General features: G+C 70.0%; 19 protein-coding genes. 14 read left to right on the plus strand and 5 right to left on the minus strand.

Annotated features, from left to right (window positions below; genetic code table 11):
• Window positions 1-41: 41 nt before the first annotated feature.
• Both BZB76_RS09510 and BZB76_RS09515 read right to left on the minus strand, forming a co-directional pair.
• Window positions 42-1058, minus strand: coding sequence for an LCP family protein (locus tag BZB76_RS09510; RefSeq protein WP_121433922.1), 1017 nt, complete (start codon window positions 1056-1058; stop codon window positions 42-44).
• Window positions 1059-1060: 2 nt separating this feature from the next.
• Window positions 1061-1639 carry an RNA polymerase sigma factor gene (locus BZB76_RS09515; RefSeq protein ID WP_121433923.1) on the minus strand — a complete coding sequence of 193 codons (579 nt, stop codon included), beginning with the start codon at window positions 1637-1639 and terminating at the stop codon, window positions 1061-1063.
• A 965-nt stretch (window positions 1640-2604) separates the two neighbouring features.
• Here BZB76_RS09515 and BZB76_RS09520 point away from each other — a divergent pair.
• Window positions 2605-3771 carry a D-alanyl-D-alanine carboxypeptidase family protein gene (locus BZB76_RS09520; RefSeq protein WP_246006920.1) on the plus strand — a complete coding sequence of 389 codons (1167 nt, stop codon included), beginning with the start codon at window positions 2605-2607 and terminating at the stop codon, window positions 3769-3771.
• Window positions 3772-4014: 243 nt separating this feature from the next.
• Window positions 4015-4575 (plus strand): TetR/AcrR family transcriptional regulator, encoded by a 561-nt coding sequence (locus tag BZB76_RS09530; RefSeq protein ID WP_121433925.1) that lies wholly within the window; start codon window positions 4015-4017, stop codon window positions 4573-4575.
• Between the two features lie 8 nt (window positions 4576-4583).
• Here BZB76_RS09530 and BZB76_RS09535 read toward each other — a convergent pair whose 3' ends face one another.
• Together BZB76_RS09535 and BZB76_RS09540 are read right to left on the minus strand one after the other, a co-directional pair.
• Window positions 4584-5213 carry a LysE family translocator gene (locus BZB76_RS09535; protein ID WP_121433926.1) on the minus strand — a complete coding sequence of 210 codons (630 nt, stop codon included), beginning with the start codon at window positions 5211-5213 and terminating at the stop codon, window positions 4584-4586.
• Between the two features lie 201 nt (window positions 5214-5414).
• Window positions 5415-6290, minus strand: coding sequence for an ROK family protein (locus tag BZB76_RS09540; protein WP_121433927.1), 876 nt, complete (start codon window positions 6288-6290; stop codon window positions 5415-5417).
• 435 nt (window positions 6291-6725) lie between these two features.
• Here BZB76_RS09540 and BZB76_RS09545 point away from each other — a divergent pair, with 435 nt between their 5' ends.
• The 12 genes from BZB76_RS09545 (at window position 6726) to BZB76_RS35795 (ending at window position 19972) form a co-directional block, all read left to right on the plus strand.
• Entirely contained in the window at window positions 6726-7466 is a 741-nt protein-coding gene (locus BZB76_RS09545) for an SRPBCC family protein (protein ID WP_121433928.1), read from the plus strand.
• Window positions 7467-7477: 11 nt separating this feature from the next.
• Window positions 7478-8449, plus strand: a complete 972-nt coding sequence (locus BZB76_RS09550) for an SRPBCC family protein (protein WP_121433929.1) — start codon at window positions 7478-7480, stop codon at window positions 8447-8449.
• Between the two features lie 850 nt (window positions 8450-9299).
• Window positions 9300-10109, plus strand: a complete 810-nt coding sequence (locus BZB76_RS09555; RefSeq protein WP_121433930.1) for an SAM-dependent methyltransferase — start codon at window positions 9300-9302, stop codon at window positions 10107-10109.
• 173 nt (window positions 10110-10282) lie between these two features.
• Window positions 10283-11167, plus strand: coding sequence for a helix-turn-helix domain-containing protein (locus BZB76_RS09560; RefSeq protein ID WP_211342918.1), 885 nt, complete (start codon window positions 10283-10285; stop codon window positions 11165-11167).
• A gap of 284 nt (window positions 11168-11451) precedes the next feature.
• The gene (hpnC, locus tag BZB76_RS09565; protein WP_121433931.1) at window positions 11452-12384 is read left to right on the plus strand and encodes a squalene synthase HpnC; all 933 of its coding nucleotides are present in this window, start codon (window positions 11452-11454) and stop codon (window positions 12382-12384) included.
• Window positions 12385-12393: 9 nt separating this feature from the next.
• Window positions 12394-13266 carry a presqualene diphosphate synthase HpnD gene (gene hpnD, locus BZB76_RS09570; protein ID WP_121433932.1) on the plus strand — a complete coding sequence of 291 codons (873 nt, stop codon included), beginning with the start codon at window positions 12394-12396 and terminating at the stop codon, window positions 13264-13266.
• On the plus strand, window positions 13263-14678 hold the full coding sequence (hpnE, locus tag BZB76_RS09575) for a hydroxysqualene dehydroxylase HpnE (protein ID WP_246006847.1): 1416 nt from the start codon (window positions 13263-13265) through the stop codon (window positions 14676-14678). Before hpnD ends, hpnE begins: the two co-directional genes overlap by 4 nt.
• Window positions 14675-15685 (plus strand): polyprenyl synthetase family protein, encoded by a 1011-nt coding sequence (locus BZB76_RS09580; protein ID WP_121433934.1) that lies wholly within the window; start codon window positions 14675-14677, stop codon window positions 15683-15685. The genes hpnE and BZB76_RS09580 overlap by 4 nt, the downstream gene beginning before the upstream one ends.
• A 15-nt stretch (window positions 15686-15700) precedes the next feature.
• Entirely contained in the window at window positions 15701-17626 is a 1926-nt protein-coding gene (gene shc, locus BZB76_RS09585; RefSeq protein ID WP_121433935.1) for a squalene--hopene cyclase, read from the plus strand.
• The gene (gene hpnH / locus BZB76_RS09590; RefSeq protein WP_121433936.1) at window positions 17623-18627 is read left to right on the plus strand and encodes an adenosyl-hopene transferase HpnH; all 1005 of its coding nucleotides are present in this window, start codon (window positions 17623-17625) and stop codon (window positions 18625-18627) included. The genes shc and hpnH overlap by 4 nt, the downstream gene beginning before the upstream one ends.
• A gap of 158 nt (window positions 18628-18785) precedes the next feature.
• Window positions 18786-19271 (plus strand): cytochrome P450, encoded by a 486-nt coding sequence (locus BZB76_RS35790; RefSeq protein WP_246006848.1) that lies wholly within the window; start codon window positions 18786-18788, stop codon window positions 19269-19271.
• A 29-nt stretch (window positions 19272-19300) separates the two neighbouring features.
• Window positions 19301-19972, plus strand: coding sequence for a cytochrome P450 (locus BZB76_RS35795; protein ID WP_246006849.1), 672 nt, complete (start codon window positions 19301-19303; stop codon window positions 19970-19972).
• Here BZB76_RS35795 and BZB76_RS09600 read toward each other — a convergent pair.
• Window positions 19926-21866: a sensor histidine kinase gene (locus tag BZB76_RS09600; RefSeq protein ID WP_121433937.1), complete on the minus strand. Its 1941-nt coding sequence runs from the start codon at window positions 21864-21866 to the stop codon at window positions 19926-19928. The genes BZB76_RS35795 and BZB76_RS09600 overlap by 47 nt on opposite strands.
• Window positions 21867-22021 lie beyond the last annotated feature (155 nt).

Raw genomic sequence — 22021 nt, forward strand, 5'->3', positions numbered from 1 at the left:
CCCGACGAAATCGGGCTCACGCATCTCGCGCGGGCGGACGGTCACCCGCGGAACGGCGCGAACGTCCGCTCGGCCGCCGCCGGGTCCAGAGCCAGCCGGTTCGAGTCCTCCGGCGCCGCACGGACCGGCAGCATGGCGAACTCGACGTCCTCCACGCCCGTGTCCGTGAACGTGCCGGCGAGCTCCCGCAGACTCCGCAGGTCCCAGCGCGGCGTGGCCTCGACCGAGCCGGCCGCCACGGCGAGGAACCGGCCGAACCGCGCGGGGTTCCGGCGCTGCTGTTCCTTGGCCCGCCGCGTCAGCGCCTCCATGAACTGAAGCTGGCGTCGGACGCGGGCGATGTCCGAGCCGTCCCCGAGACTGCGGCGGGTCCGAACGTACGCGAGGGCCTGCGTCCCGTTCAGCCGCTGCTTCCCCCGGGGCAGCTTCAGCTTCGCCGCCGGGTCGCTCACCGCGTGGGGGAGGGTGACGTCGACGCCGCCGAGCGCGTCCACCATGCCCTTGAACCCGTTGAAGTCGACCACGACCGTCTGGTCGAACCGGGCCTTGGTCAGTGACTCCAGTGCCGTCCGCGTGCAGGCCGCGCCGCCCTGCGAGAACGAGGTATTGATCGGCGCCCGTCCCTTCCCGCGGACACCCCGGCAGGGGATGTCGTCGACCAGGAGGTCACGCGGGACGCTGACCGCCCGGATGTTCTTCCGGTCGGCCGGCACATGCACCATCACGATCGTGTCGGACCGCGCCCCGTTCGCGCGGGGCCGCGTGTCCGAGCCGATGACCAGCAGGTTGAACGTCTTCCCCGGGTTCCGCGCGGTGATGTCCCTCCCCGCGGGTCGCGCGTCCCCTCCGGTCAGCGCCGCCGGAACGAGGATCGCCACGGCCGTCACCGCCGCCGCGGCCACCGCCGCCACCGCGCCGAACAGCGTCCACCGGCCGGGGCCGCGCCGCCACCCCGCCGCCGTCGCGTCCATCAGCCGTTCACGCTGCCGCAGGAGCGACGGCGCCGGCTCGTGCTCCAGCTCCCGGCCGAGGTCGCGGATCAGTTCGAGATCGTCCATGGTCACGCCTCCTCCGTGGGATTGGTGTCGCCGAGGACCGCGCGCACCTTGCGCCGGGCCCGGTTCAGCCGGGAACGGACGGTGCCGACCGGAATGTCGAGCGCCCGCGCCACCTCCTCGTACGCCAGGTCGCCCCACGCCACCAACAGCAGGACGTCCAGATCCCGGCGCGGCAGGCCCGCGAGCGCCTCCGCCAGCACCGGCCGCGACGCCGACGCGGTCACCCCGGCGGCGACCCGGTCGGCGGGCCCCTCGACGGGACCGTCCACCGGGGTCCTGCGCAGCGCCCGGTACCGCGCCGCCTCCGCCCGGTGATGCCGCGCGACCAGCTTCGTCGCGATACCGAACAGCCACGGCCGCGCGTCACGTTGCGCCAGGTCGTAACGGCGCCGCCCGCTGAAGGCGGCCAGAAACGTCTCGCCGACGACGTCCTCCGCCGCCTCGGGACCGAGCCTGCGCGAGACGTACCGGAACAGCATCGCGGCGTAACGGTCGAACAGCGCGGCGAACGCCTCCGGGTCGGTCAGCGAACTCTCGATGAGATCCGCGTCGCATTGTTGGTCCGTCGTGGGTGTCGTCATCGCACCCACCAAGTCATCGCAGAACACCGCCAGGGCATGCGCACCGGGCCTTCCGTAGGGGAACGTCTGTCAGCGATGTATCTCCGCAACGCCCCGTCCGGGTTCACGCTGGACCACGACACCACCCGCCGTCTGGAAGATTCACGCGAACCTTCTCGATAAACTGCGCATCCTTCAAGATGCACGGGGGTTGTCGGGGAGGGCCGCTCCGTCTGCCTGGAAGCACCAGCAAAGGAGGGTCGGCCGTGGACGACGACGCCCAGAAAGAGCCGGTGACGTCCGGCCCGCAGGACGATCGCGACGCCGACCGCACCGCCACCGCCGAGTTCCGCGTCCCGAAGAAGGTGTCGCTGACCAGGCCGGACATCCCCATCCGCCGCCCCACCCGCGACGACACCGCTCCATCGGACGACGCTGCGGCCCCGGCGACTTCCGAACCGCAGGATGAACCGTCCCCCGCGGGCCCCACACGGGTCGAGCCCCTACCGACACTTCCCCCGCAACCACAGCAGAACACCGCACCTGCACAGAACGCCGCGCCTCCGCAGGATGTCGCGCCTCCGCAGGATGTCGCGCCTCCGCAGGATGTCGCGCCTCCGCAGGATGTCGCGCCTCCGCAGGATGTCGCGCTTCCGCATAACATTGCGCCACCGCCTAACGCTGCGCCTCCGCAAGATGCCGCGCCTACGCATAACGCTGCGCCTGCACAGAACGCCGCACCTGCACAGAACGCCGTGCCACCGCAGAACGCCGTGCCTCCGCATGAAGCTGCGCGTCTGCAGAATGCTGCGCTTCCGCAGAACGCTGCGCCACCGCCTAACGCTGCGGCTCCGCAGGATGCGGCGCCGCCGCAGTATCCGGCGGCACGGTCGTCCGGGCAGTGGAGCGTCCCCTGGGAAGGACCCACGCCCCCGGCGGAACCAGAACCGCGAACGAAATCCAAGCGAGGACGCCGCGTTCTGATCGTGGTTCTGGCGGCAGTGGTGCTGATAACAGGACTCGTCGTCGGTCAACTGGCACGTCCCGTCCCCGAACCGACGGTGAAACTGTCTCTGGCGTCCAGCCACGCGTTTCCCGGACAGGCCCCCACGTTGCCGTGGCCTTCGGCGGGCCAGTCAGTCGTTCAGGTGGACGGCCTCGGCACCATGGGCTCGTCGGGCGGGGCGGTCCCGATCCCGACGGCGAGCGTCGCCAAGGTGATGACGGCGTACGTGTACCTGCTCGGCCATCCCCTGAAGCCGGGGGAGGCGGGGCCGGTTCTCACGGTGTCGCCCGAGGCGGCGGCGCAGCTCCCGATGCGCAAGGAGCGCGGCGAGTCGCTCCTCGGCGTCACCGCGAACCAGCGGCTGACCCAACGCAAGGCTCTCGAAGCCCTCCTGATCATCTCGGCGAACGACGTGGCGCACGAGCTGGCGCGCTGGGACGCCGGGAACACGCAGGCGTTCGTGGCGAAGATGAACGCCACGGCGAAGTCGCTGGGAATGACCGGCACCCGCTACACCGACCCCAGCGGATACGACTCACAGACGGTCAGTACCGCGGCGGACCAGGTCAAACTGCTGCAGGCCGCGATGAAAATCGCGGCCTTCGCCGAGATCGTGAACACCCGCACGTACGTCCCGGACGACGGCGGCCCGTCCCGCGAGGGCGGCAACTTCATCCTCGGCCGCAACGGCGTCGTCGGCGGCAAGACCGGCTACACGGACGCGGCGGGCGGAAACTTCGTGTTCGCCGCCCGCAAGACCGTCCGTGGCGTCAACACCCTGATCGTGGGCGCCGTCATGGGGCAGGACTCGCCAACGGCGGCGGGCGCCGTCAACACGGCGGAAAGCCTCGTCGTCGCCGCCGGAGCGGCACTGGTCGCGAAGGACCTGGCCCCGAAGGGCGCCCGAGTGGCGCGAGTCGACGACGGCCTCGGCACCACAACGCCTCTGCGCGCCGCGTCCCCCGTCACCGTGATCGGCTGGCCGGGCCTTACCGTGCGCGTCGGCGTCACAGGCGACCCACCCCACCAGGCCGCAGACGGCGCCCGCATAGCGACCGTCAAGGCCGGTGCCGCCCACGTCCCCCTGGAACTGGCCAGGCCGCTGAACGAACCGTCCCTCTTCAACCGCCTGGCCCGCATGCCCTGAACCACCCGCGGCTATCCGGTGAAGTCACTGGCGTGGTCCCGAGCCCACTGCGCGTAGGAGCGTGCAGAACGACCAAGGACCTCCGCGAGTGTGAGATAGGAACCGTCCAGTTCCGCGCCCGGTCCGTGGTGCTCGTCGATGGCTCCTTCGACTCTGGTCGCGCCGGTCACCACGGTAAGAGAAAGCGAACTCTCAAAATGAGACATCAACATCTCATTATGGTACTGCCGATAGGGTTCGGCGATGGACTTGTCACCGCAGAGGCAGCGCACGTACCGCGCCATCCTCGACGCGGCGGCCCGCGAGTGGGCCCGTGATCCGGCGGTGGACCTCGGCCGCATCGCCACGGCGGCCGGTGTCGGCCGGGCGACCATCCACCGCTACTTTCCGGACCGCAAATGCCTCCAGACGGCGCTCATCAGCGACTCCTGGGCCGCGCTACATGCGGCGATCGTGGAGGCCGCCCCCGGCGACGGCCCGGTGCCCGAGGCGATCGACCGGATAGTCAGCGCCATGGTCCACGCCGGTGACCGCGTGTTGTTCCTGTTCTCGACGACCGGGGGCAGTGCCTCCGACGCGGACGCTCCCCTCGCGGACGAGGTCGACCGGATCCTCATCTCAGAGATCGAGCGCGGACAACGGGACGGTGCGCTCGACACAACCGTCCCGGCGCAGTGGCTCGAACGCATGGTGTGGAGCATCGTCTACACGGGCCTCCACGCCGTCGGCGACGGGCTCGCCGCACGACACGGCGTCGACGACCTCATCCGCTGGACCCTCCGCGGCGCGATCAGCGCACGATGAGCCGCGATTCAGGAGCGGCGGCTGCTGGGACCGGCGAAGACGGCGGCGGCCCCGAGACCGAGGTAGATGAGCCCGGTCGCGTAGCGCTGCCGCCGCTGGAAGACGGGCCGACTGCGCAACCACGAGCCGATCGAGCCCGCCGCGACCGCGTACACGATGTCGCTCGCCAGCCCGAACAACGCGGTGATGAGGCCCATCACGACGAACTGCAACGGCACCGCGCCCGCGTCCTGGTCGACGAACTGCGGTAGGAACGCCAGGAAGAACAGGATGACCTTCGGGTTGAGGACGTTGACGAGCACGCCGTCCAGGTACACGCGCCGCAGCGGCCGTGGTTCGAGCTCCAGCTCGCTTGCCTCATGCCGTCCGCGCAACGTCCGGTAGGCGAGAAAGACCAGGTAGGCGGCGCCCGCGTAGCGCAGGAAACTGAACGCCGTAGCGGACGCGGCGATGACCGCCGACAACCCCGCCGCTGCCGCCGCGATGTGCACGACCGTCCCGGTCTCGACCCCAAGCGCCGACGCGATCCCGGCCCGCCGCCCTTCACTCACGCTCCGCGCGGTGATGTACAGATGGTTCGGCCCCGGAATAGCGACCAGCGTCAACACGGCCAGCAGAAACAACAGCGGATTAGTCACCCAAGCACACTAACGACCAGGATGGTCCACCCCACAGAGCCAATCCCCTTCACGCAGCCTAGACCAATCACCCAGCACGACCACGGCATCCACCGACTACTTGCTCAACCTGCTGAGCCGCCAGCCATCGCCTGGCATAGTCCGCCGACTCTCGCACAAACTCGAACCGCGAAGCCGCCACCGGTGGCGAAGAATCCTCCTCTAGGCGAGGAGGCGGCGGGCCAGGATTGTGGCGCCTTTTACTGCTGGGTCGTCCAGGTTCGAGAGTAGGAGGCGGGGGGACGGGCGGAATTTGAGGCGGACTACCAGGCGGGTTTCCAGGGGAGTGAGGAGGGCCGGTCCTGCTTTGGCGAGGCCGCCGCCCAGGACGATGAGGTCCGGGTCCAGGAGGAGGGTCGTGGCGGCCAGGCCGTCCGCGAGGGCGTCCAGGGCCTCTGACCAGATGTGTTGCGCCTTTTCCTCGTTGTTCTCGGCGCGGGCGATGACTTCTTCTGCTGGGACGTTCTCGTCGTAGCGGCGGGAGATGGCGGCGGCGGAGGCGTAGGTTTCCAGGCAGCCTCGGTTGCCGCAGGCGCAGTCCTCGCCATTCGGGCGGACGACGACATGGCCTATTTCGCCGCTCCAACCGGCCACACCCGGATACGGGGTGTTGTTGATGACGAGCGCGGCGGCTATGCCGGTGCCTATGGCCATGAAGACGAAGTCGTGCGCGTCGCGGCCCGCGCCGAGGACGGCCTCGGCGAGGCCGCCCGTGCGGACGTCGTGGCCGATGGCGACGGGGATGCCCAGGCGTTCTTCCGCCATGGCCCGCATGGGGACGTTCCGCCAGCCCAGGTTCGCGGAGTGGAGAGCGGTGCCGGTCGGTTCGTCCACGATGCCGGGGACGACGATTCCGGCGGCGCGGGCGGGGGTGCCGAGGGTGGTCGCGTGGACGGCGAGGTCCGCGGCGAAGTCGAGGATTCCGCCCACCGGGTCGGTCCGGTCGGTGGGGCGGAATTCCGTCACGAGGGTATTGGAGTCGTCGGTCAGCGCGGCCTTCATTGTGGTGCCGCCGACGTCCAGGCCGATCACGGTCATGTGGCGGCGCCTGCCGTCCTGGAGGGGTGTCTCAATGCCGTTCCCGTGGTCGGAAATCGTTCACGTGGCATCGCATCCCCCGTCCGCCCCAAAGCTTTTGTGCGCGTTCAAAGAAAGTGCGCTACGTGATCGCTCAACAACATAAACGCCCGGTGTGGTCATGAAGATATGCAACTGGTCCGTACCAGTTCAAGTACCCCATTAACCGCGTGCCCGCGGTGGTGCACGTGGGGTCGGCGGGTGTCCGGGGTGGTCTGGTGTCCACGCTGGGCTGGTCTGACTCGTGTGGCGAGGTTGTTGAGGTGGGGCTCTGGGCCGTCGCCATAGGGGCTGGCCCGATGTGGCCATCCCCACGTCTGGCCTGCGTCCTGTTTTGCCCCTGCTTGACCGGGTAACTGGGCGCCGTACCGAGCCGGACGACGAGGTGAAAGGGACATGATCTTTCGGTTGGGGCTGCGCAAGACCATCGCCGCATGGACGATCCGGCGGATCGTCCGGCGGCTGGAACGCGCCGTCCGGCGTCTAGTGGCCAGGGTCGAGGAGCGGGGCGGACCGCTCATGAAGGGCGCGCTGGCCGGAGTCAGGGCGCTGTACGGGGGCAAGTCCCCCCTCCGCGCGCTGCTGCGCTTCGGATGGACGGCCCTCAAGGAGGTCCTCGCCCGGATCTTCGGACGGAACGGCAAGCCGACCAACATCGTGGAGCAGATCGACGTTGGCGCCCCCTGTCGGCTCGTCTACGACCAGTGGACGCGGTTCGAGGACTTCCCGTCCTTCATGAAGAAGGTCGAGAGCGTCGAGCAGGTGTCGGACGAGAAGTTGAACTGGAAGGCGAAGGTCTTCTGGTCCAGCCGGACGTGGGAGTCGACGATCGTCGAGCAGGTCCCCGACGAGCACATCGTGTGGCGGTCCAAGGGCTCGAAGGGGCACGTGGACGGGACGGTCAGTTTCCACGAACTGTCGCCGGACCTGACCCGCGTGCTGCTCGTCCTCGAATACCACCCGCGGGGGCTTTTCGAGCGGGTCGGGAACCTGTGGCGGGCGCAGGGGCGTCGTGTCCGGCTTGAGCTGAAGCATTTCCGCCGTCATGTGATGACGCGGGCGTTGACCCGCCCGGACGAGGTCGAGGGTTGGCGCGGCGAGATTCACGACGGCGAGATCGTCAAAACATCGGAGTGAGGAAGCGGAACATGAAACGTGGAAGTCGGTTGCCCGTCAACACCATCACGAAGCGGCTTCCGGGCGGCCGTAAGAAGCGGCTGCCCGGCATCGGCGGCGTCGCGAAGAATCTGCCCCCCGGTCGGGCCGTCGGCACCACCGGCGGTGTCCTGCTGGGCGTCGGTGCGGCCGTCGCCGCAGGTCGCGCGCTCAACGAGCGTCGCAACGGGCACGGTCCCGCCGACGCCGACGCGAAAGAGGAGAAGGCGAGCGCGAAGGGCGCCAAGAAGAACTCCGGCAAGAAGGACGCCGACAAGGAGCAGTCCGCCGAAGAATCGGGGCCGGGGCTGCTGGAGCGTCTGAAGGACGCCGTGCCCGGCACCGGCCAGAACGGTCAGGACGCGGAGAAGGGCCGTGGCCAGGGTGGCGGGAAGAAGGTGAAGGTCACCAATATCGTCGAGCACATCGACATCGGTGCGCCGCGCCGCCTCGTCTACGACCAGTGGACGCAGTTCCAGGACTACCCGTCCTTCATGAAGAAGGTCGAGAGCGTCGAGCAGCCGACGGACGAGAAGCTGAACTGGAAGGCGAAGGTCTTCTGGTCCAGCCGGACGTGGGAGTCGACGATCATCGAGCAGGTCCCCGACGAGCACATCGTGTGGCGGTCCAAGGGCTCGAAGGGGCACGTGGACGGGACGGTCAGCTTCCATGAGCTGTCGCCGAACCTGACGCGCGTGCTGCTCGTCCTCGAATACCACCCGCAGGGGCTCTTCGAGCGGACCGGGAACCTGTGGCGGGCCCAGGGCCGTCGCGTCCGGCTGGAGCTGAAGCACTTCCGCCGTCACGTGATGACGCAGTCGCTGCCCCGCAAGGACGAGATCGAGGGCTGGCGCGGCGAGATCCACGACAGCGAGATCGTCCGGACGCACGAGGAGGCGCTGGACGAGGACAAGCGCGACCGCAAGCAGAAGAAGAAGCAGGAAGAGTACGAAGAGGCCCGCTGAGGCCGATCAACCGCCGGGACGGCCACGGTCGCGAAGCCGCGTACCGTGGCCGTCCCGCGTTGCCACCAGACCCACCTACCTGCGGGTTCCCGCCACATGTGTTGGTCGTCGGGGAGCCGGAGGAGCGGCATCACGAGATCCACTTCTCGTCCGCGGGACGTACGCTCACTGACTCCGCCTGACGCCGTCGTTCCGACGGCCTGCGCGTGCATTCTCAGTCGCCATTGCACGGCACGCCTCCCGTGGCATTTTTCGCTGCGGTCGTGGCATTGACAGCCGCCCTTATGTCCTTGTTCCGCCCGTCTCGTCGGTCCGGGCCACCGGAATCGGCCGAGATGCATCGCCGGAACATTGAGCGAGGACACCCCTACGCCATTTAGTATTCGTGGCTTCCGCCGGGTGCGGAGTCCCGGGCGCGCGGTCGTGTGCGGGCCGGGCGGTCTGGATTATTGGGGATTGTGAGGTAAGTGGCGTATCTAGTTCGGTGTCCGGTGTTGTGGAAGGTTCGATGGTGACACGCGTGCCGTGAGGTGTGAATCTTGTGCGGATCGGCCAGGAGATCATGGCCGGGCCGTTACCCGATCATGACGGTGCGGCGAGTTCGGCGAAGCGGCGGGGAGGCCCGTCCGCGCGGGACTCACCTCTCGTGACCACCGACCGCCCAACCTCGGAGTTCTGCCCACTCTGCGTGGTCGCTAATGTCCTCAACCCCAATCCGGACAGGCCCTAATTTCATGACTATGGCGCGCGAGGAAGACCGGGTCTAGGTTTGCTGGCACGTGCCTCAGTGCGCGTGCCAGTCACCAGGGGGAGTGAAAAGAGTCGTTCCGCCGAAAGGAGAGTCAGGCCGATGACGGATGGCGTGCCCGGTCCGGTCCAGGGGCCTGAGGCGAAGATCAACACGGATATTCCGCAGTCCGCCCGGATCTGGAACTACTGGCTCGGCGGTACCGACAACTACGAGGTCGACCGGCTCGCCGGTGACCAGTACGTCTCGCTGTATCCGGGGATCGTGCCGCTCGCCCGCGCAGGGCGTTACTTCATGGACCGCGCGATCCGCTTCCTGATCCACGACCGTGGCGTCCGCCAGTTCATGGACTGCGGGACGGGACTGCCCACGGTCGACAACACCCACGAGATGGCTCAGCGCGCCGCCCCGGAGGCGAAGGTCGTCTATGTCGACAACGACCCGCTCGTCCTGGCGCACGCGCGTGCCCTGATGACGGGCACCCCCGAGGGCCGCACCGCCTACATCGACTGCAACCTGTACGACCCCAAGACGATCCTGGACAAGGCGTCCGACATCCTCGACCTCTCCGAGCCCGTCGCGTTGCTGCTGGTCAACGTGATGGGGCATGTCACCGATCCGGAGGAGGCGCTGGGGGTCGCGCGGAACCTGCTGGCCGGGCTGCCGTCCGGCAGCTACCTCGTCCTGGACGACTGTACCGACGACAACGAAGCGTTCAACGCGGCCCAGCGCGCCTACGACGACACCGGAGCCATTTCGTACCGGCTGCGCAGCCGCGAATTCCTCTCCCGGTACTTCGAGGGGCTCAAGGTCGAGGAACCGGGGCTCGTGACGGTCAACGAATGGCGTCCTGACGTGGGCGTCGAGCCGGAGATACTCCCGACACTGTGCGGGGTGGGGCGCAAACCCTGACGTGTGGCGGGGCGCGGGAGACCGACGGCACACCGCGCCACGGTACGCACTCCTTTGAGTGTCACCATATGAAAGAACCTTCCACGGAACGTCGCTCACCGTTCCGTTCCCGGTGCGTTACGTGAAGGTATAGTTGATTTCTTGTTCTGCCGTCCCCGGATGGGAGTCCCCCCTTGGCCTCCGTCACCATCACCGGCATCAGACAGTCGACCGCCGCACATGGGGATCCGCTCGTCCCCAGGCTGTTGCTGGGCAGGGCGCTTCGTGCGCTGCGGGAGGAGGCCGGCATCTCCCGGCGGGACGCGGCGAAGATGCTCGGCAACACCAACTCCAAGGTCGGGCGGCTGGAACTCGGCCGCTCCGGGGTCTCGGTCCGCGACGTGGCGGCGCTCCTCACCCTCTACGGCGTGGACGACGACGAACGCACGACCCTGCTGGCGCTCGCGGAACAGACGACGTCGCGACCGTGGTGGTACGCCGACGGTGACATCGTCCCGGCATGGGTCCGGGACTACTTCACCGCCGAACAGGCCGCCAAGCTCGTCCGCACGTTCGAACCGCAGTACGTTCCCGGCCTGCTCCAGGAAGAGAACTATGCCCGCGCGCTGATCCGCTCCCGCTTCCCCGAAGAGGAGGCGGAGCGGCGCGTCGAGCTGCGGATGCGGCGGCAGCGCGTGCTGCGCCGCCGCCCGCGTCCGCTGAACCTGTGGGTGGTGCTGGACGAGCGGGCGCTGTGGCGTCCCATCGGCGGTCCGGCGACGATGCGCGCGCAGATCAAGCACATCATCGAGGTGTGCAAGCGGCCGAACGTCACCGTCCAGATCGCGCCGGGCGGTATCTGCGGACGGGTCGAGGGCGGTGGGCCGCTCACCCTGGTCCGGTTCCCGCAGCAGGGCCTTCAGGACATGGTCTATCTGGAACGCGCCGACACCGCGGTGTATCCGGTCCGCCGCGCCGAGGTCGAACGGCACTGGCACGTGTTCAACACGCTGGTCACCGAGGCGGCGCCGCCCGATCGCACCGCCCGGATTCTGGCCGGGATCCTCGCCCACTACTGACCGTTTCCGCCGGTCAGAGGGCTTTTCCGGTCGGGGCGTCCGAAGTCGATGAGCCGTCGTTCGGGCAAGAGCGGCGGCGAACATTGATCGCGGGTGGTGACGATCACATATTCCCGTCTGACCACATCCGGTCTATATTCGATAACGACGGATAATCGCCGGGGTCGGCGCGGTTGACAGGGGACGTACGCCGCATGACCCTCGTGGCCCGTGTTCGCCGGGCGGTCACCTGGCTACCGGGCATGTTCTAACGCCTCGTACGCCGCCGTCCTCAAAAGGAAGCCATGTCCGTCAGCGACCGTTTGTGGAACGAAAAAGAGGAACGCCGGTCCCGCGACGAACGGCAGACGGGAGAGAACTTTCCCGTCGCCTCCCGGTTGTTGCCCGCACGGCACCGCGCGCACCTGCTGAACGTGTACGGCTACGCCCGGATCGTGGACGACATCGGCGACGAGGCGCCGCGCGATGAGCGGACGGCGCTGCTCGACCTCGTCGAACGCGACCTCGACCGGATCTACGCGGGCGAGGAGCCCGGGCTTCCCGCGATGCGCAACCTCGCCACGACGGTGACCGACCTCGACATTCCGGCGGAACCGTTCCGTCGCCTCCTGCGGGCCAACCGCCAGGACCAGGAGGTCTCACGGTACGAGACGTTCGACGATCTGCTCGCGTACTGCACCCTCTCCGCCGATCCGGTCGGGCACATCGTCCTGCACGTGTTCGGGGCCGCCACCCCGGACCGGCTCCCCCTCTCGGACAAGGTCTGCACGGCCCTCCAGATCATCGAGCACTGCCAGGACGTCGGCGAGGACCACCGCAACGGCAGGATCTACCTGCCGCAGGACGACCTGCGCCGGTTCGGCTGCGTCGAGAGCGACCTCGACCGCTCCGTTACCCCGACACGGCTGCGCGGGGTCGTGGCCCTCCAGGCGGCGCGGGCGAGGGAGATGCTGGCGGAGGGCGCGGGCCTCGCCCCCCGGCTCCACGGATTCGCGCGGGTCGCCGTCGCCGGGTACGTCGCCGGTGGCCTCGCGGCACTGGCGGCACTGGACCGCGACGCCTACGACGTGCTGGGGAGGACGTCACGGCCGAAAAAGACGCGACTGTTCGTGGAGTGGTCGCGGACAATGGGTGTTTCTCAGACTCGGTGGGCGCGCACAGACCAGGCCCCCGCTCGGACACTCCGGACGAAGGGCACTGCACTGAGAAGGAGATGAGCAGTCCACATGGACGAAGCCAGCGCATATCGGCACTGCGAAAGCGTTGTCCGTTCGCAGGCGCGTAACTTCTCGTACGGAATCCGGCTGCTTCCCACGCCCAAACGGCGCGCGCTGAGCGCAGTCTACGCGTTCGCCCGGCGGATCGACGACATCGGCGACGACCATGACGCCCCGGCCGCGACCCGGCTCGCGAGACTCGCGGACGAGCGCGCCCGGCTCACCGACCTTCTCGACGACCCGGGCGCCCACCCGTCCGACCCCGTGCTGGTGGCGCTGGCGGACGCGGCGCGCCACCGTCCGATCCCGCTGGACGCGTTCGGCGAGCTCATCGACGGCTGCGAGGCCGACGTCCGCGGCGAAACCTACGACACGTTCGACGACCTGCTCTGGTACTGCCGGTGCGTCGCCGGTGCCGTCGGACGGCTGTCGCTCGGCGTGTTCGGCACGTCCGACCCGGACACGGCCGTCCCACGCGCGGACGCGCTCGGCGTCGCGCTGCAGCTCACGAACATCCTGCGGGACGTCCGCGAGGACGCCCTCAGCGGCCGCGTCTACCTGCCCGCCAAGGACCTCGCCAGGTACGGGTGCACGTTGCGTCTGGACGAGTCCGGCCGGTTCACCGACCCGCCGGACAACCTCGTCCAGCTCGTCCGGTTCCAAGCCGACCGCGCCGCCGAATGGTACGAGACCGGCCTGAAGTTGCTGCCGATGCTCGACCGGCGCAGCGCCGCCTGCGCCGGAGCGATGGCGGGCATCTACCGGCAACTGTTGAAACGCATCACGGCGGATCCGCTCGCCGCGCTGGGCACCAGGACATCGCTGCCGACATGGGAGAAGGCCGCCGTGTCCGCCATGGCCATGTCGGGAATCCACCGGTGACGGCCGCCGGGGGAACCGCCGGGCCGGACGGAAGTCCCGGGCACGTCGCGATCGTCGGGGGCGGCCTCGCCGGGATCACGGCGGCGCTGGCCCTCCAGGAGGCCGGGCTGCGCGCGACGATCTACGAGGCGCGTCCCCGGCTCGGCGGCGCCACCCACTCCTTCGACCGCGCCTCCGATGGTCGGGCACTCACCGTCGACAACGGGCAGCACGTCTTCCTGGGATGCTGCACCGCCTACCGGGGGCTGCTGCGCAGGCTCGGCGCGACGGACCGCGTACGCGTCCAGGACCGCTTCGACGTCCGTGTCCTCACCCCGGACGGCCGTGGCGGGCGACTCCGCCGAGCCAAGGCCCCGGGGCCGCTGCACATGCTGCCCGCGCTCGCCCGCTACGCGCCGCTCAGCCCGTCCGAACGGCTGCGCGCCGTCGCCGCGTCGCTGGCCCTCGACCGGCTCGACCCGAACGACCCGGCGCTCGACCGGGTCGCGTTGGGCGACTGGCTCGCCGACCACGGCCAGTCGCCCCGGGCCCGGCACGCGCTGTGGGAGCTGTTCGTCACCGCCGCGCTGAACATCCGGGTGGACGAGGCCGCGCTCGGCCCCGCCGCGATGGTGTGCCAGACGGCGCTGCTCGGCCGGTCGGACGCGGCCGACATCGGCGTCCCGACCGTTCCGCTCGGCGAGCTGCACGGCACGATCGCGGCGGCGAGGATCGAGGAGGGCGGGGGCCGGGTCCGGCTCGGCGCGAAGGTCACGGCGATCGAGGACGGGTCGAAGCTCGTGGTGAACGGCTCCCCGGTCGGAGCGGACGCCGTCGTCGTCGCGGTGCCGCACCGGGTGGCGTCGTCCCTCGTCCCGGCCGAGGCGTGCCCCGAACGGGCGGAATGGGCGGGACTCGGCTCCAGCCCGATCGTGAACGTCCACGTCGTGTACGACAGGCCCGTCCTGGACGAGCCGTTCGTCGCGGCCGTCGACTCACCCGTGCAGTGGGTCTTCGACCGGACGGCGATCAGCGGCCTCGCCGCCGGTCACGCCCCCGGCGCCCAGTACTTGGCGGTGTCGGTGTCGGCGGCGGACCGCTGGATCGACACGCCGACCGCGGACCTGCGCGCGGTCTACCTTCCCGAGCTGGAGCGGCTGCTTCCCGCCGCCCGCCGCGCCCGTGTCACCGACTTCTTCGTGACGCGGGAACGGCACGCCACTTTCCGTCAGAGCCCCGGCACCGGCGCGCTGCGTCCCGCGTCCGCGACCCGGCTGCCGTGGCTGTTCCTCGCCGGTGCGTGGACCGCCACGGGCTGGCCCGACACGATGGAGGGAGCAGTGCGCAGTGGTCTGAGCGCCGCCCGGCTGGTCCGGCGGCACCTGGACGAGACGAACCGATCCCGGCGCGGCGCGGGGGTGACGCCGCGATGACCGCCGTCCCGGCCTCGATCACCGATGGGCGGGAGCTGGTGGACGCGGCGATGCGCGCGTCCGCCGAACGGCTCGACCCGTGGACCCGCCGCGTCGTCGCCTACCACCTCGGCTGGACCGACGAGCACGGCCGTCCGGCCACCCCCGGCGGGAAGGCGCTGCGTCCCGCGCTGGCGCTGCTGTCGGCCCGTGCCGCCGCCACCCCGCAGGAGACGGCGCTGCCCGGCGCGGTCGCCGTCGAGTTCGTGCACGCGTTCTCGCTGCTGCACGACGACATCATGGACGGCGACCGGACCCGCCGGCACCGTCCCGCCGCGTGGACGGTGTTCGGCCCGTCCGCCGCCATCCTCGGCGGTGACGCGCTGCTGGCCCTGTCGGAGGAGCTGCTGCTGGACGAGCAGACCCGGGGCGCGCACTGGGCGGCGCGGGCGCTGACCGCCGCGACGCAGCGGCTCATCTCCGGGCAGGCGTTCGACCTCGGATTCGAGCAGCGCGGCGACGTCACCCTCGACGAGTGCCTGACGATGGCGGCCGACAAGACCGGCGCGCTGCTCGCCTGCGCCTGCTCGATCGGCGCGATGCTCGGCGAGGGCCCCACCCGGCTGGTCACCGCGCTCGCCGAGTTCGGGGCGGAGATGGGCCTGGCGTTCCAGCTCGTGGACGACCTGCTCGGCATCTGGGGCAGCCCCGGCACGACCGGCAAACCGGTGTTGTCGGACCTTCGGGCCCGCAAGAAGTCGCTGCCCGTCGTGTACGCGCTGACCGCCGGAACCGCCGAGTCGGCCCGTCTCGCCGAACTGTACGCGGCGCCGGAGCCGCCGTCCGAGGACGACCTGCGGGAGATGGCGCGGCTCGTCGAGGCCGCCGGAGGACGGGACTGGGCCGCGGCGGAGGCCGACCGCCGTGTCGCCTCCGCGGACAAGCATCTCGCCGACTCCGGCATGGACGACGCCGTCCGCGCCGAGTTCCGCGACATCGCGCGCTTCGTCACGTCCCGCGACCACTGAGATCGGAGGTAACCGATGACCACGACCGAGGCGTCCGAACTCGCCGGTGCCGCCGCTGCCGCCGCCGGCGCGGCCCGCGACCATCTGCTCGGCCTGCAGTCGCCCGAGGGCTGGTGGCGCGGCGAGTTGCAGACGAACGTGACGATGGACGCCGAGGACCTTCTCCTCCGCCGGTTCCTCGGAATCCGCTCGGACGACGACACGCGAGAGGCGGCGCGCTGGATCCGGTCGCAGCAGCGGCCCGACGGAACGTGGGCGAACTTCCATGGCGGGCCGCCCGATCTGAGCACGACCGTCGAGGCGTACATCGCGCTGCGCCTCGCCGGCGATCCCGTCGACGCCGACCACATGCGCCGGGCCGCGTCGTACGCGCGGGAGGCGGGCGGCATCGAGGGCACGCGCGTGTTCACGCGGGTGTGGCTGGCGCTGTTCGGGCAGTGGTCGTGGGACGACCTGCCCGTCATGCCCCCCGAGATGATCTACCTGCCGGCGCGGTTCCCGCTGAACGTGTACGACTGGGCCTGCTGGGCGCGGCAGACGATCGTGCCGCTGACGGTGCTGGGGGCGCTGCGGCCCGTCCGGGCGTTGCCGTTCGACCTGCCGGAGCTGCGTAGCGGCGTCCGCCCGGTGAAGGACGAGCGGGGCTGGGGCCGGTTCTTCGAAGGGCTCGACCGGGTCCTGCACGTGTACCAGAAGCGTCCGGTGCGGGCGCTGCGGGCGGCGGCGATCCGCCGCGCCACCGACTGGATCATCGCGCGGCAGGAGGCCGACGGCTGTTGGGGCGGGATCCAGCCGCCGTGGGTGTACTCGCTGATGGCGCTGCACGAACTCGGCTACGGCCTCGACCATCCGATCATCCGGCGCGGGCTCGACGGGCTGGAACGGTTCACGATCCGGGACGAGCAGGGACGGCGCCTGGAGGCGTGCCAGTCCCCGGTCTGGGACACGGCACTGGCCGTGAACGCGCTCGGCGACGCGGGCGTCCCGGCGGACGATCCCGCGCTGCTGCGCGCCGCCGCCTGGCTCGCCGGGGAGGAGGTCCGCGGACCGGGGGACTGGTCGGTGCGGCGGCCCGGCCTCCCGCCGGGCGGCTGGGCGTTCGAGTTCGACAACGACGTCTACCCCGACACCGACGACACCGCCGAGGTGATCCTCGCGCTGCGGAAGGTCGACTTCCCGGACGCGAAGGAGCCGGTCGAGCGGGCCGTCCGCTGGCTGGAGGGCATGGCGTCCCGTGACGGCGGCTACGGCGCCTTCGACGCCGACAACACCCGGGAGCTGTGCACCAAGCTGCCCTTCTGCGACTTCGGCGCCGTCATCGACCCGCCGTCGGCGGACGTCACCGCGCATGTGGTCGAGGCGCTCTGCGGGGAGGGGCTCGCCGAGTCGACCGTCGTCAAACGCGCCGTCGTGTGGCTGTTGAAGGCCCAGGAGGGCGACGGCTCGTGGTTCGGACGCTGGGGAGCGAACCACGTGTACGGGACGGGCAGCGTCGTCCCGGCGCTGGTCGCCGCGGGCGTCCGCCGGGACGGGCCGCCGATCCGCCGCGCGGTGGCGTGGCTGGAACGGCACCAGAACGACGACGGCGGCTGGGGCGAGGACCTGCGCTCCTACGACGATCCGGCCTGGATCGGGCGGGGCGAGTCCACGGCGTCGCAGACGGCATGGGCGCTGCTGGCCCTGCTCGCCGCCGGTGAGCGCTCCCCGGCCGTGGACGCCGGGATCCGATGGCTCGTCGACCACCAGCGTCCGGACGGCACCTGGGACGAGGACCAGTTCACCGGCACCGGATTCCCCGGCGACTTCTACATCAACTACCACCTCTACCGGCTGGTCTTCCCGATCAGCGCCCTCGGGCGCTACCTCTCGTCCGTCTCGACGACCGTCGCGGCGGACGAGACCACCGAGTTCGCAAGGCCCAAGGAGGTCAGAACATCATGAGCATGCCGATACGCCAGAGCGTTCGCATCGGAAGCTACATCCTCCGCAACAAGCTGCGCGGCAAGGAGAAGTTCCCCCTCATCGTCGAACTCGAACCGCTCTTCGCGTGCAACCTCGCCTGCGCGGGCTGCGGCAAGATCCAGCATCCGCACGACGTGCTGAAAAGACGGATGCCCGTCGAGCAGGCCGTCGCCGCCATCAAGGAATGCGGCGCCCCGATGGTGTCGATCGCGGGCGGTGAACCGCTCATGCACCCGCAGATCGACGAACTCGTCAACGAGCTGATCAAGCTGAAGAAGTTCGTCTTCCTGTGCACTAACGCGCTGCTCATCCCCAGGAAGCTCGACAAGTTCAAGCCGTCGCCGTATTTCGCGTGGGCGGTGCACATCGACGGGTTGAAGGAACGGCACGACGCGTCCGTCTGTAAGGAGGGCGTCTTCGACGACGCGGTCGCCGCCATCAAGGAATGCCGGCGGCGCGGATTCCGCGTCACCACCAACACGACGTTCTTCAACACCGACACGCCGCAGACGGTCATCGACGTCCTCAACTACCTCAACGACGACCTCAAGGTCGACGAGATGATGATCTCGCCCGCGTACGCGTACGAGAAGGCGCCCGACCAGGAGCACTTCCTCGGCGTCCAGGAGACCCGGGAACTGTTCCGGAAGGCGTTCGGCGACGGGAACCGGAAACGCTGGCGGTTCAACCACTCGCCGCTCTTCCTGGACTTCCTCGAAGGCAAGGTCGACTTCCCCTGCACGGCCTGGGCGATCCCGTCGTACTCCCTGTTCGGCTGGCAGCGTCCCTGCTACCTGATGTCGGACGGCTACGCCCAGAGCTACCAGGAGTTGCTGGACGAGACCGACTGGGACTCCTACGGCAGGGGACGTGACCCGCGCTGCGCCAACTGCATGGCGCACTGCGGCTACGAACCCACGGCCGTGTTCAGCACCATCGGCTCCCTGAAGGAGTCGCTGCGGGCGATCCGGGAAAAGTGACCCCGGTCACGTCGACGATTGACGTTCGGCAACGGCTGGCCGTAAGCGGCCACCATCGAAGCGGGTTCGTGTGTTGGGCTGGAAAGGGGGCCGCGCGCGGACCGGGCTCAGCCGCGGCGGCACGCCGGAGAGCGCGGTGAGAACGGCGAGGAGGTCCGATGGGCATCCGGTACAGCCTGTACGACTACGCCATACACGACGACCCCTACCCGGTGTACGGGCGGTTACGGGAGCATGCCCCCGTCTACCGCAACGACGCCGAGGACTTCTGGGCCCTGTCCCGGCACGAGGACGTGGCCACCGCGTACCGCGACTTCCGACGGTTCTCCAACGCCAACGGGGTCCTGATCGACCCGTCGGCATGGGGTCCGCAGGCCCGCGCGCTCCAGTCGTTCGTCGCGATGGACCCGCCGGAGCACACCCGTGTCCGTGGCCTGGTGTTCCGGGCGTTCACGCCACGGCTCATCGCCGCGCTGGAACCGCGGATCCGTGAGATCGCCCGCGGGCATCTCGACCGGGCCCTGGAGAACACCTCCTTCGACTTCGTCGAGGACTTCGCCGCGCTGCTCCCGATGGACGTCATCTCCGAACTCGTCGGCGTCCCCGAGGCCGACCGCGCCGAGGTCCGGCGGCAGCGCATCTGATCCTCCAGCACGAGGAGGGCGTCCACGACATGACGGCCGCCGGACGCGAGGCGATCGGCGCGCAGATCGCCTACTTCCGTGACCTGGTCGTCGAACGCCGCCGCGAACGGCGCGACGATCTGGTGTCGGCGCTGCTGACGGCCGCCGAGGACGACGACCATCTGACCGAGGCCGAGATCGTCGGGGTGCTGGCCCTGATCGCCGGCGCCGGGAACGAGACGACCACCCATCTGCTCTCCGGCGCGTGGTACTGCGCCTGGCGGCATCTGGACCGTCCGTCCGACGCGTACGACCGGATCGGCCCATGGATCGAGGAGACCCTGCGGCTGGAGTCGCCCGCGCAGGGCACCGCGCGCACGGTGACGGAGGAGTTCACGCTGCACGGCGTGACCGTTCCGGCGAACGCCCGGATGCAGTTGCTGATCGGGTCCGCCAACCGCGACCCGCGCGTGTTCGCGGATCCGGACCGCTTCGACCTCGACCGCGACGACACGTCCAAGATCAGCTTCGGGTCGGGGCGGCACTACTGCGTCGGCGCGAACCTGGCGCGGCTGGAGGCGCGGGTCGCGTTGGAGGAGCTGACCGCACGGGTCGCCGACTACGACATCGACGAGTCCGGGGCCCGCCGCGCGCGGACGCCGACTGTGCGGGGCTTCACAGCGCTGCCGACGACGGTGACGCTTCGGCCGTCCCGCGGCTGACCTCGGGGGCGAGGGCCGGCTCGATCGGTATCCCCGGCTCCTCGGCGGTGAGCGGGATCTCGGCGGTGAGCACGTACGAGTCGCCCACCGCCTCACCCTTGAGGAACCCGCCGACGGCCCGCACCCGGTAGGCGAGGTTGTCGAGTCCCGTGCCGGGAGGCAGCGCACTCGGCCGGACGCCGTCGTTGCGCAGCCGCAGCCGCACCCGGGAGCCGACGACGCCCACGTCGAGGGTGCAGCGGGTTCCGTCGCTGTGCCGCAGGACGTTGGTGACGCCCTCCCGCAGGACGGTCGCGAGCACGGTGCTCTGCTCGGTGGTGAGCCGCGGCGTGTCGACGGTCCCGTCCACGGCGTAACCCGCGGTCACGAGGATGGACCGGGCGGACGCGACCTCGTCCTCCAGGGAGACCTCGCGGTACCCGGTCGCGACGATCTCGATGTCGGCGAGCGCCTGGCGGGCCGCCGCGAGCCCATCGTCCAGCTCTCGGTGGGCCCGCGCCGCGTCCCGGTCGAGCATCCGCAGCGCCAGCTCGCTTTTCAGGACGATGACCGACAGGGTGAACCCGAGAAGGTCGTGCAGGTCACGGGCGAACCGGAGGCGTTCGCGGGCGACCTCCACGGTCGCCAGGCGCAGGCGGGCGTCGCGCAGTTCGCGGGCGAGCCGTCCCATCCGGGCGAACCCGTAGATGACCAGGGCGCGTTCCCCGACCCAGACCATCCCGTACGTCTGGTCGACGAACGTGGTGCCCTGGATGGTGACGTCCAGGAGCAGGAAGGTCAGCAGATCCTGGGCGATCAGCGGGACTGTCACGGCCCAGCGCAACCAGCCACGCAGCAGGACGAGCGTCAGCGCGGGCAGGTAGAGGCTTAGGTACCAGATCTCCCGTTCGAACACGAGTTCGGGGGCCAGTGCGACGACGAACGCGGCGCCGAGCGCGAGTCGCCACAGGCGCGGCCGTCCGTCGTCGTCCCCGTTCCGGACGCACCACAGGAACAGCCCCAGGAATACGGCGAGCGCACCCAGGTACAGGGCGATCTCGCCGCCGGACGCGTCCGCCTGGGCGATCGATCTGATCGGGCTGCTGAGCACCAGCAACACCGCCGCGGCCACGCCCAGGCCGGTCACGACGGTCGCCGTCAGGTCGCATGTGGCGGGTGTCGGCGCCGGGGCGCCGTCGCGGTGCGAGTGGGCGACCGACCGGGTCTCGTTCAGCGCCGACCTGGCCAGCGCCAGCCGGTCGGTCAGGAGTTCCCGGGCGGCCGGTGCCCCGGGTGACGTCGAGGCCGCCTCGCCGTCGTGGACGATCGCCTCCAGGCTGCGTCCGACCCGATCGTTGAGCTGCTGGGTGAACGCCAACCGCTCCCTGGCGACCTCGGCGTCGGCCAGCGCCGTCCTGGTCCTCTCCAGGTCCCCGACGAGATCAGCGAACCGCGCGACGCCGTAGAGCGCGACGCCGACGAACGCCGCGTGCCCGATGGCCAGGTAGGCGGCCTCCCAGACGGTCGGACGGACGCCGAGCCCGGAGACGAACTGCACGACGACGATGACCGCGAACCCGGCCCACGCCGCCGCGACCGGGCGGATCAGCAACAGCACGGCGGCGGCGAGGAACCCCGTGTTCCCGTACCAGGTGCTCGCGAACAGGTGCAGCCCGACACCGGTGAACACGGCCTGCGCGGCGAGCGTCCACTGCCACGCCCTCGGGCGCCTTCCGTCGGACGTCCGGACGCAGTTGTAGAGGTGCAGCAGGAGCAGGCTCGCCAGCAGCCCGCACCCGAGCGCCTTGAGATGCGCCGGGTCGCCGGACCGGGAGATGCCGATGAAGCCGCCATAGGAGAACCCGACACTCACGACGACCGCGACAAGACGCGCGAGCCTGAACGCCGACAACATACGCCGCAACCTAGCCGAATCCCTGCAGATCAGCATATAGATAACGTGCTTTCGGGGGCGGTCACGCCAACGAGCCGATGATTCACGCGCCGTGTCCAGGGGCCCGCGACGGGCTGTCCGGCGGGAGAGTGCCGTTCGTCACAACCCGAGCGGGT

Source organism: Actinomadura pelletieri DSM 43383 (genome assembly GCF_003634705.1).
GTDB classification, from domain to species: domain Bacteria; phylum Actinomycetota; class Actinomycetes; order Streptosporangiales; family Streptosporangiaceae; genus Spirillospora; species Spirillospora pelletieri.

Bases quoted from the DNA above. Each gene is read 5' to 3' on its own strand.
- BZB76_RS35795 (WP_246006849.1), top strand. From the start codon at position 19,301: ATGACGGCCGCCGGACGCGAGGCGATCGGCGCGCAGATCGCCTACTTC.
- BZB76_RS09550 (WP_121433929.1), top strand. From the start codon at position 7,478: ATGAAACGTGGAAGTCGGTTGCCCGTCAACACCATCACGAAGCGGCTT.
- hpnH (WP_121433936.1), top strand. From the start codon at position 17,623: ATGAGCATGCCGATACGCCAGAGCGTTCGCATCGGAAGCTACATCCTC.
- hpnC (WP_121433931.1), top strand. From the start codon at position 11,452: ATGTCCGTCAGCGACCGTTTGTGGAACGAAAAAGAGGAACGCCGGTCC.
- BZB76_RS09515 (WP_121433923.1), bottom strand. From the start codon at position 1,639: ATGACGACACCCACGACGGACCAACAATGCGACGCGGATCTCATCGAG.
- BZB76_RS09580 (WP_121433934.1), top strand. From the start codon at position 14,675: ATGACCGCCGTCCCGGCCTCGATCACCGATGGGCGGGAGCTGGTGGAC.
- hpnD (WP_121433932.1), top strand. From the start codon at position 12,394: ATGGACGAAGCCAGCGCATATCGGCACTGCGAAAGCGTTGTCCGTTCG.
- BZB76_RS09545 (WP_121433928.1), top strand. From the start codon at position 6,726: ATGATCTTTCGGTTGGGGCTGCGCAAGACCATCGCCGCATGGACGATC.
- BZB76_RS09555 (WP_121433930.1), top strand. From the start codon at position 9,300: ATGACGGATGGCGTGCCCGGTCCGGTCCAGGGGCCTGAGGCGAAGATC.
- BZB76_RS09540 (WP_121433927.1), bottom strand. From the start codon at position 6,290: ATGACCGTGATCGGCCTGGACGTCGGCGGCACCACAATGAAGGCCGCG.
- BZB76_RS09510 (WP_121433922.1), bottom strand. From the start codon at position 1,058: ATGGACGATCTCGAACTGATCCGCGACCTCGGCCGGGAGCTGGAGCAC.
- shc (WP_121433935.1), top strand. From the start codon at position 15,701: ATGACCACGACCGAGGCGTCCGAACTCGCCGGTGCCGCCGCTGCCGCC.
- BZB76_RS09530 (WP_121433925.1), top strand. From the start codon at position 4,015: ATGGACTTGTCACCGCAGAGGCAGCGCACGTACCGCGCCATCCTCGAC.
- BZB76_RS35790 (WP_246006848.1), top strand. From the start codon at position 18,786: ATGGGCATCCGGTACAGCCTGTACGACTACGCCATACACGACGACCCC.
- BZB76_RS09600 (WP_121433937.1), bottom strand. From the start codon at position 21,866: ATGTTGTCGGCGTTCAGGCTCGCGCGTCTTGTCGCGGTCGTCGTGAGT.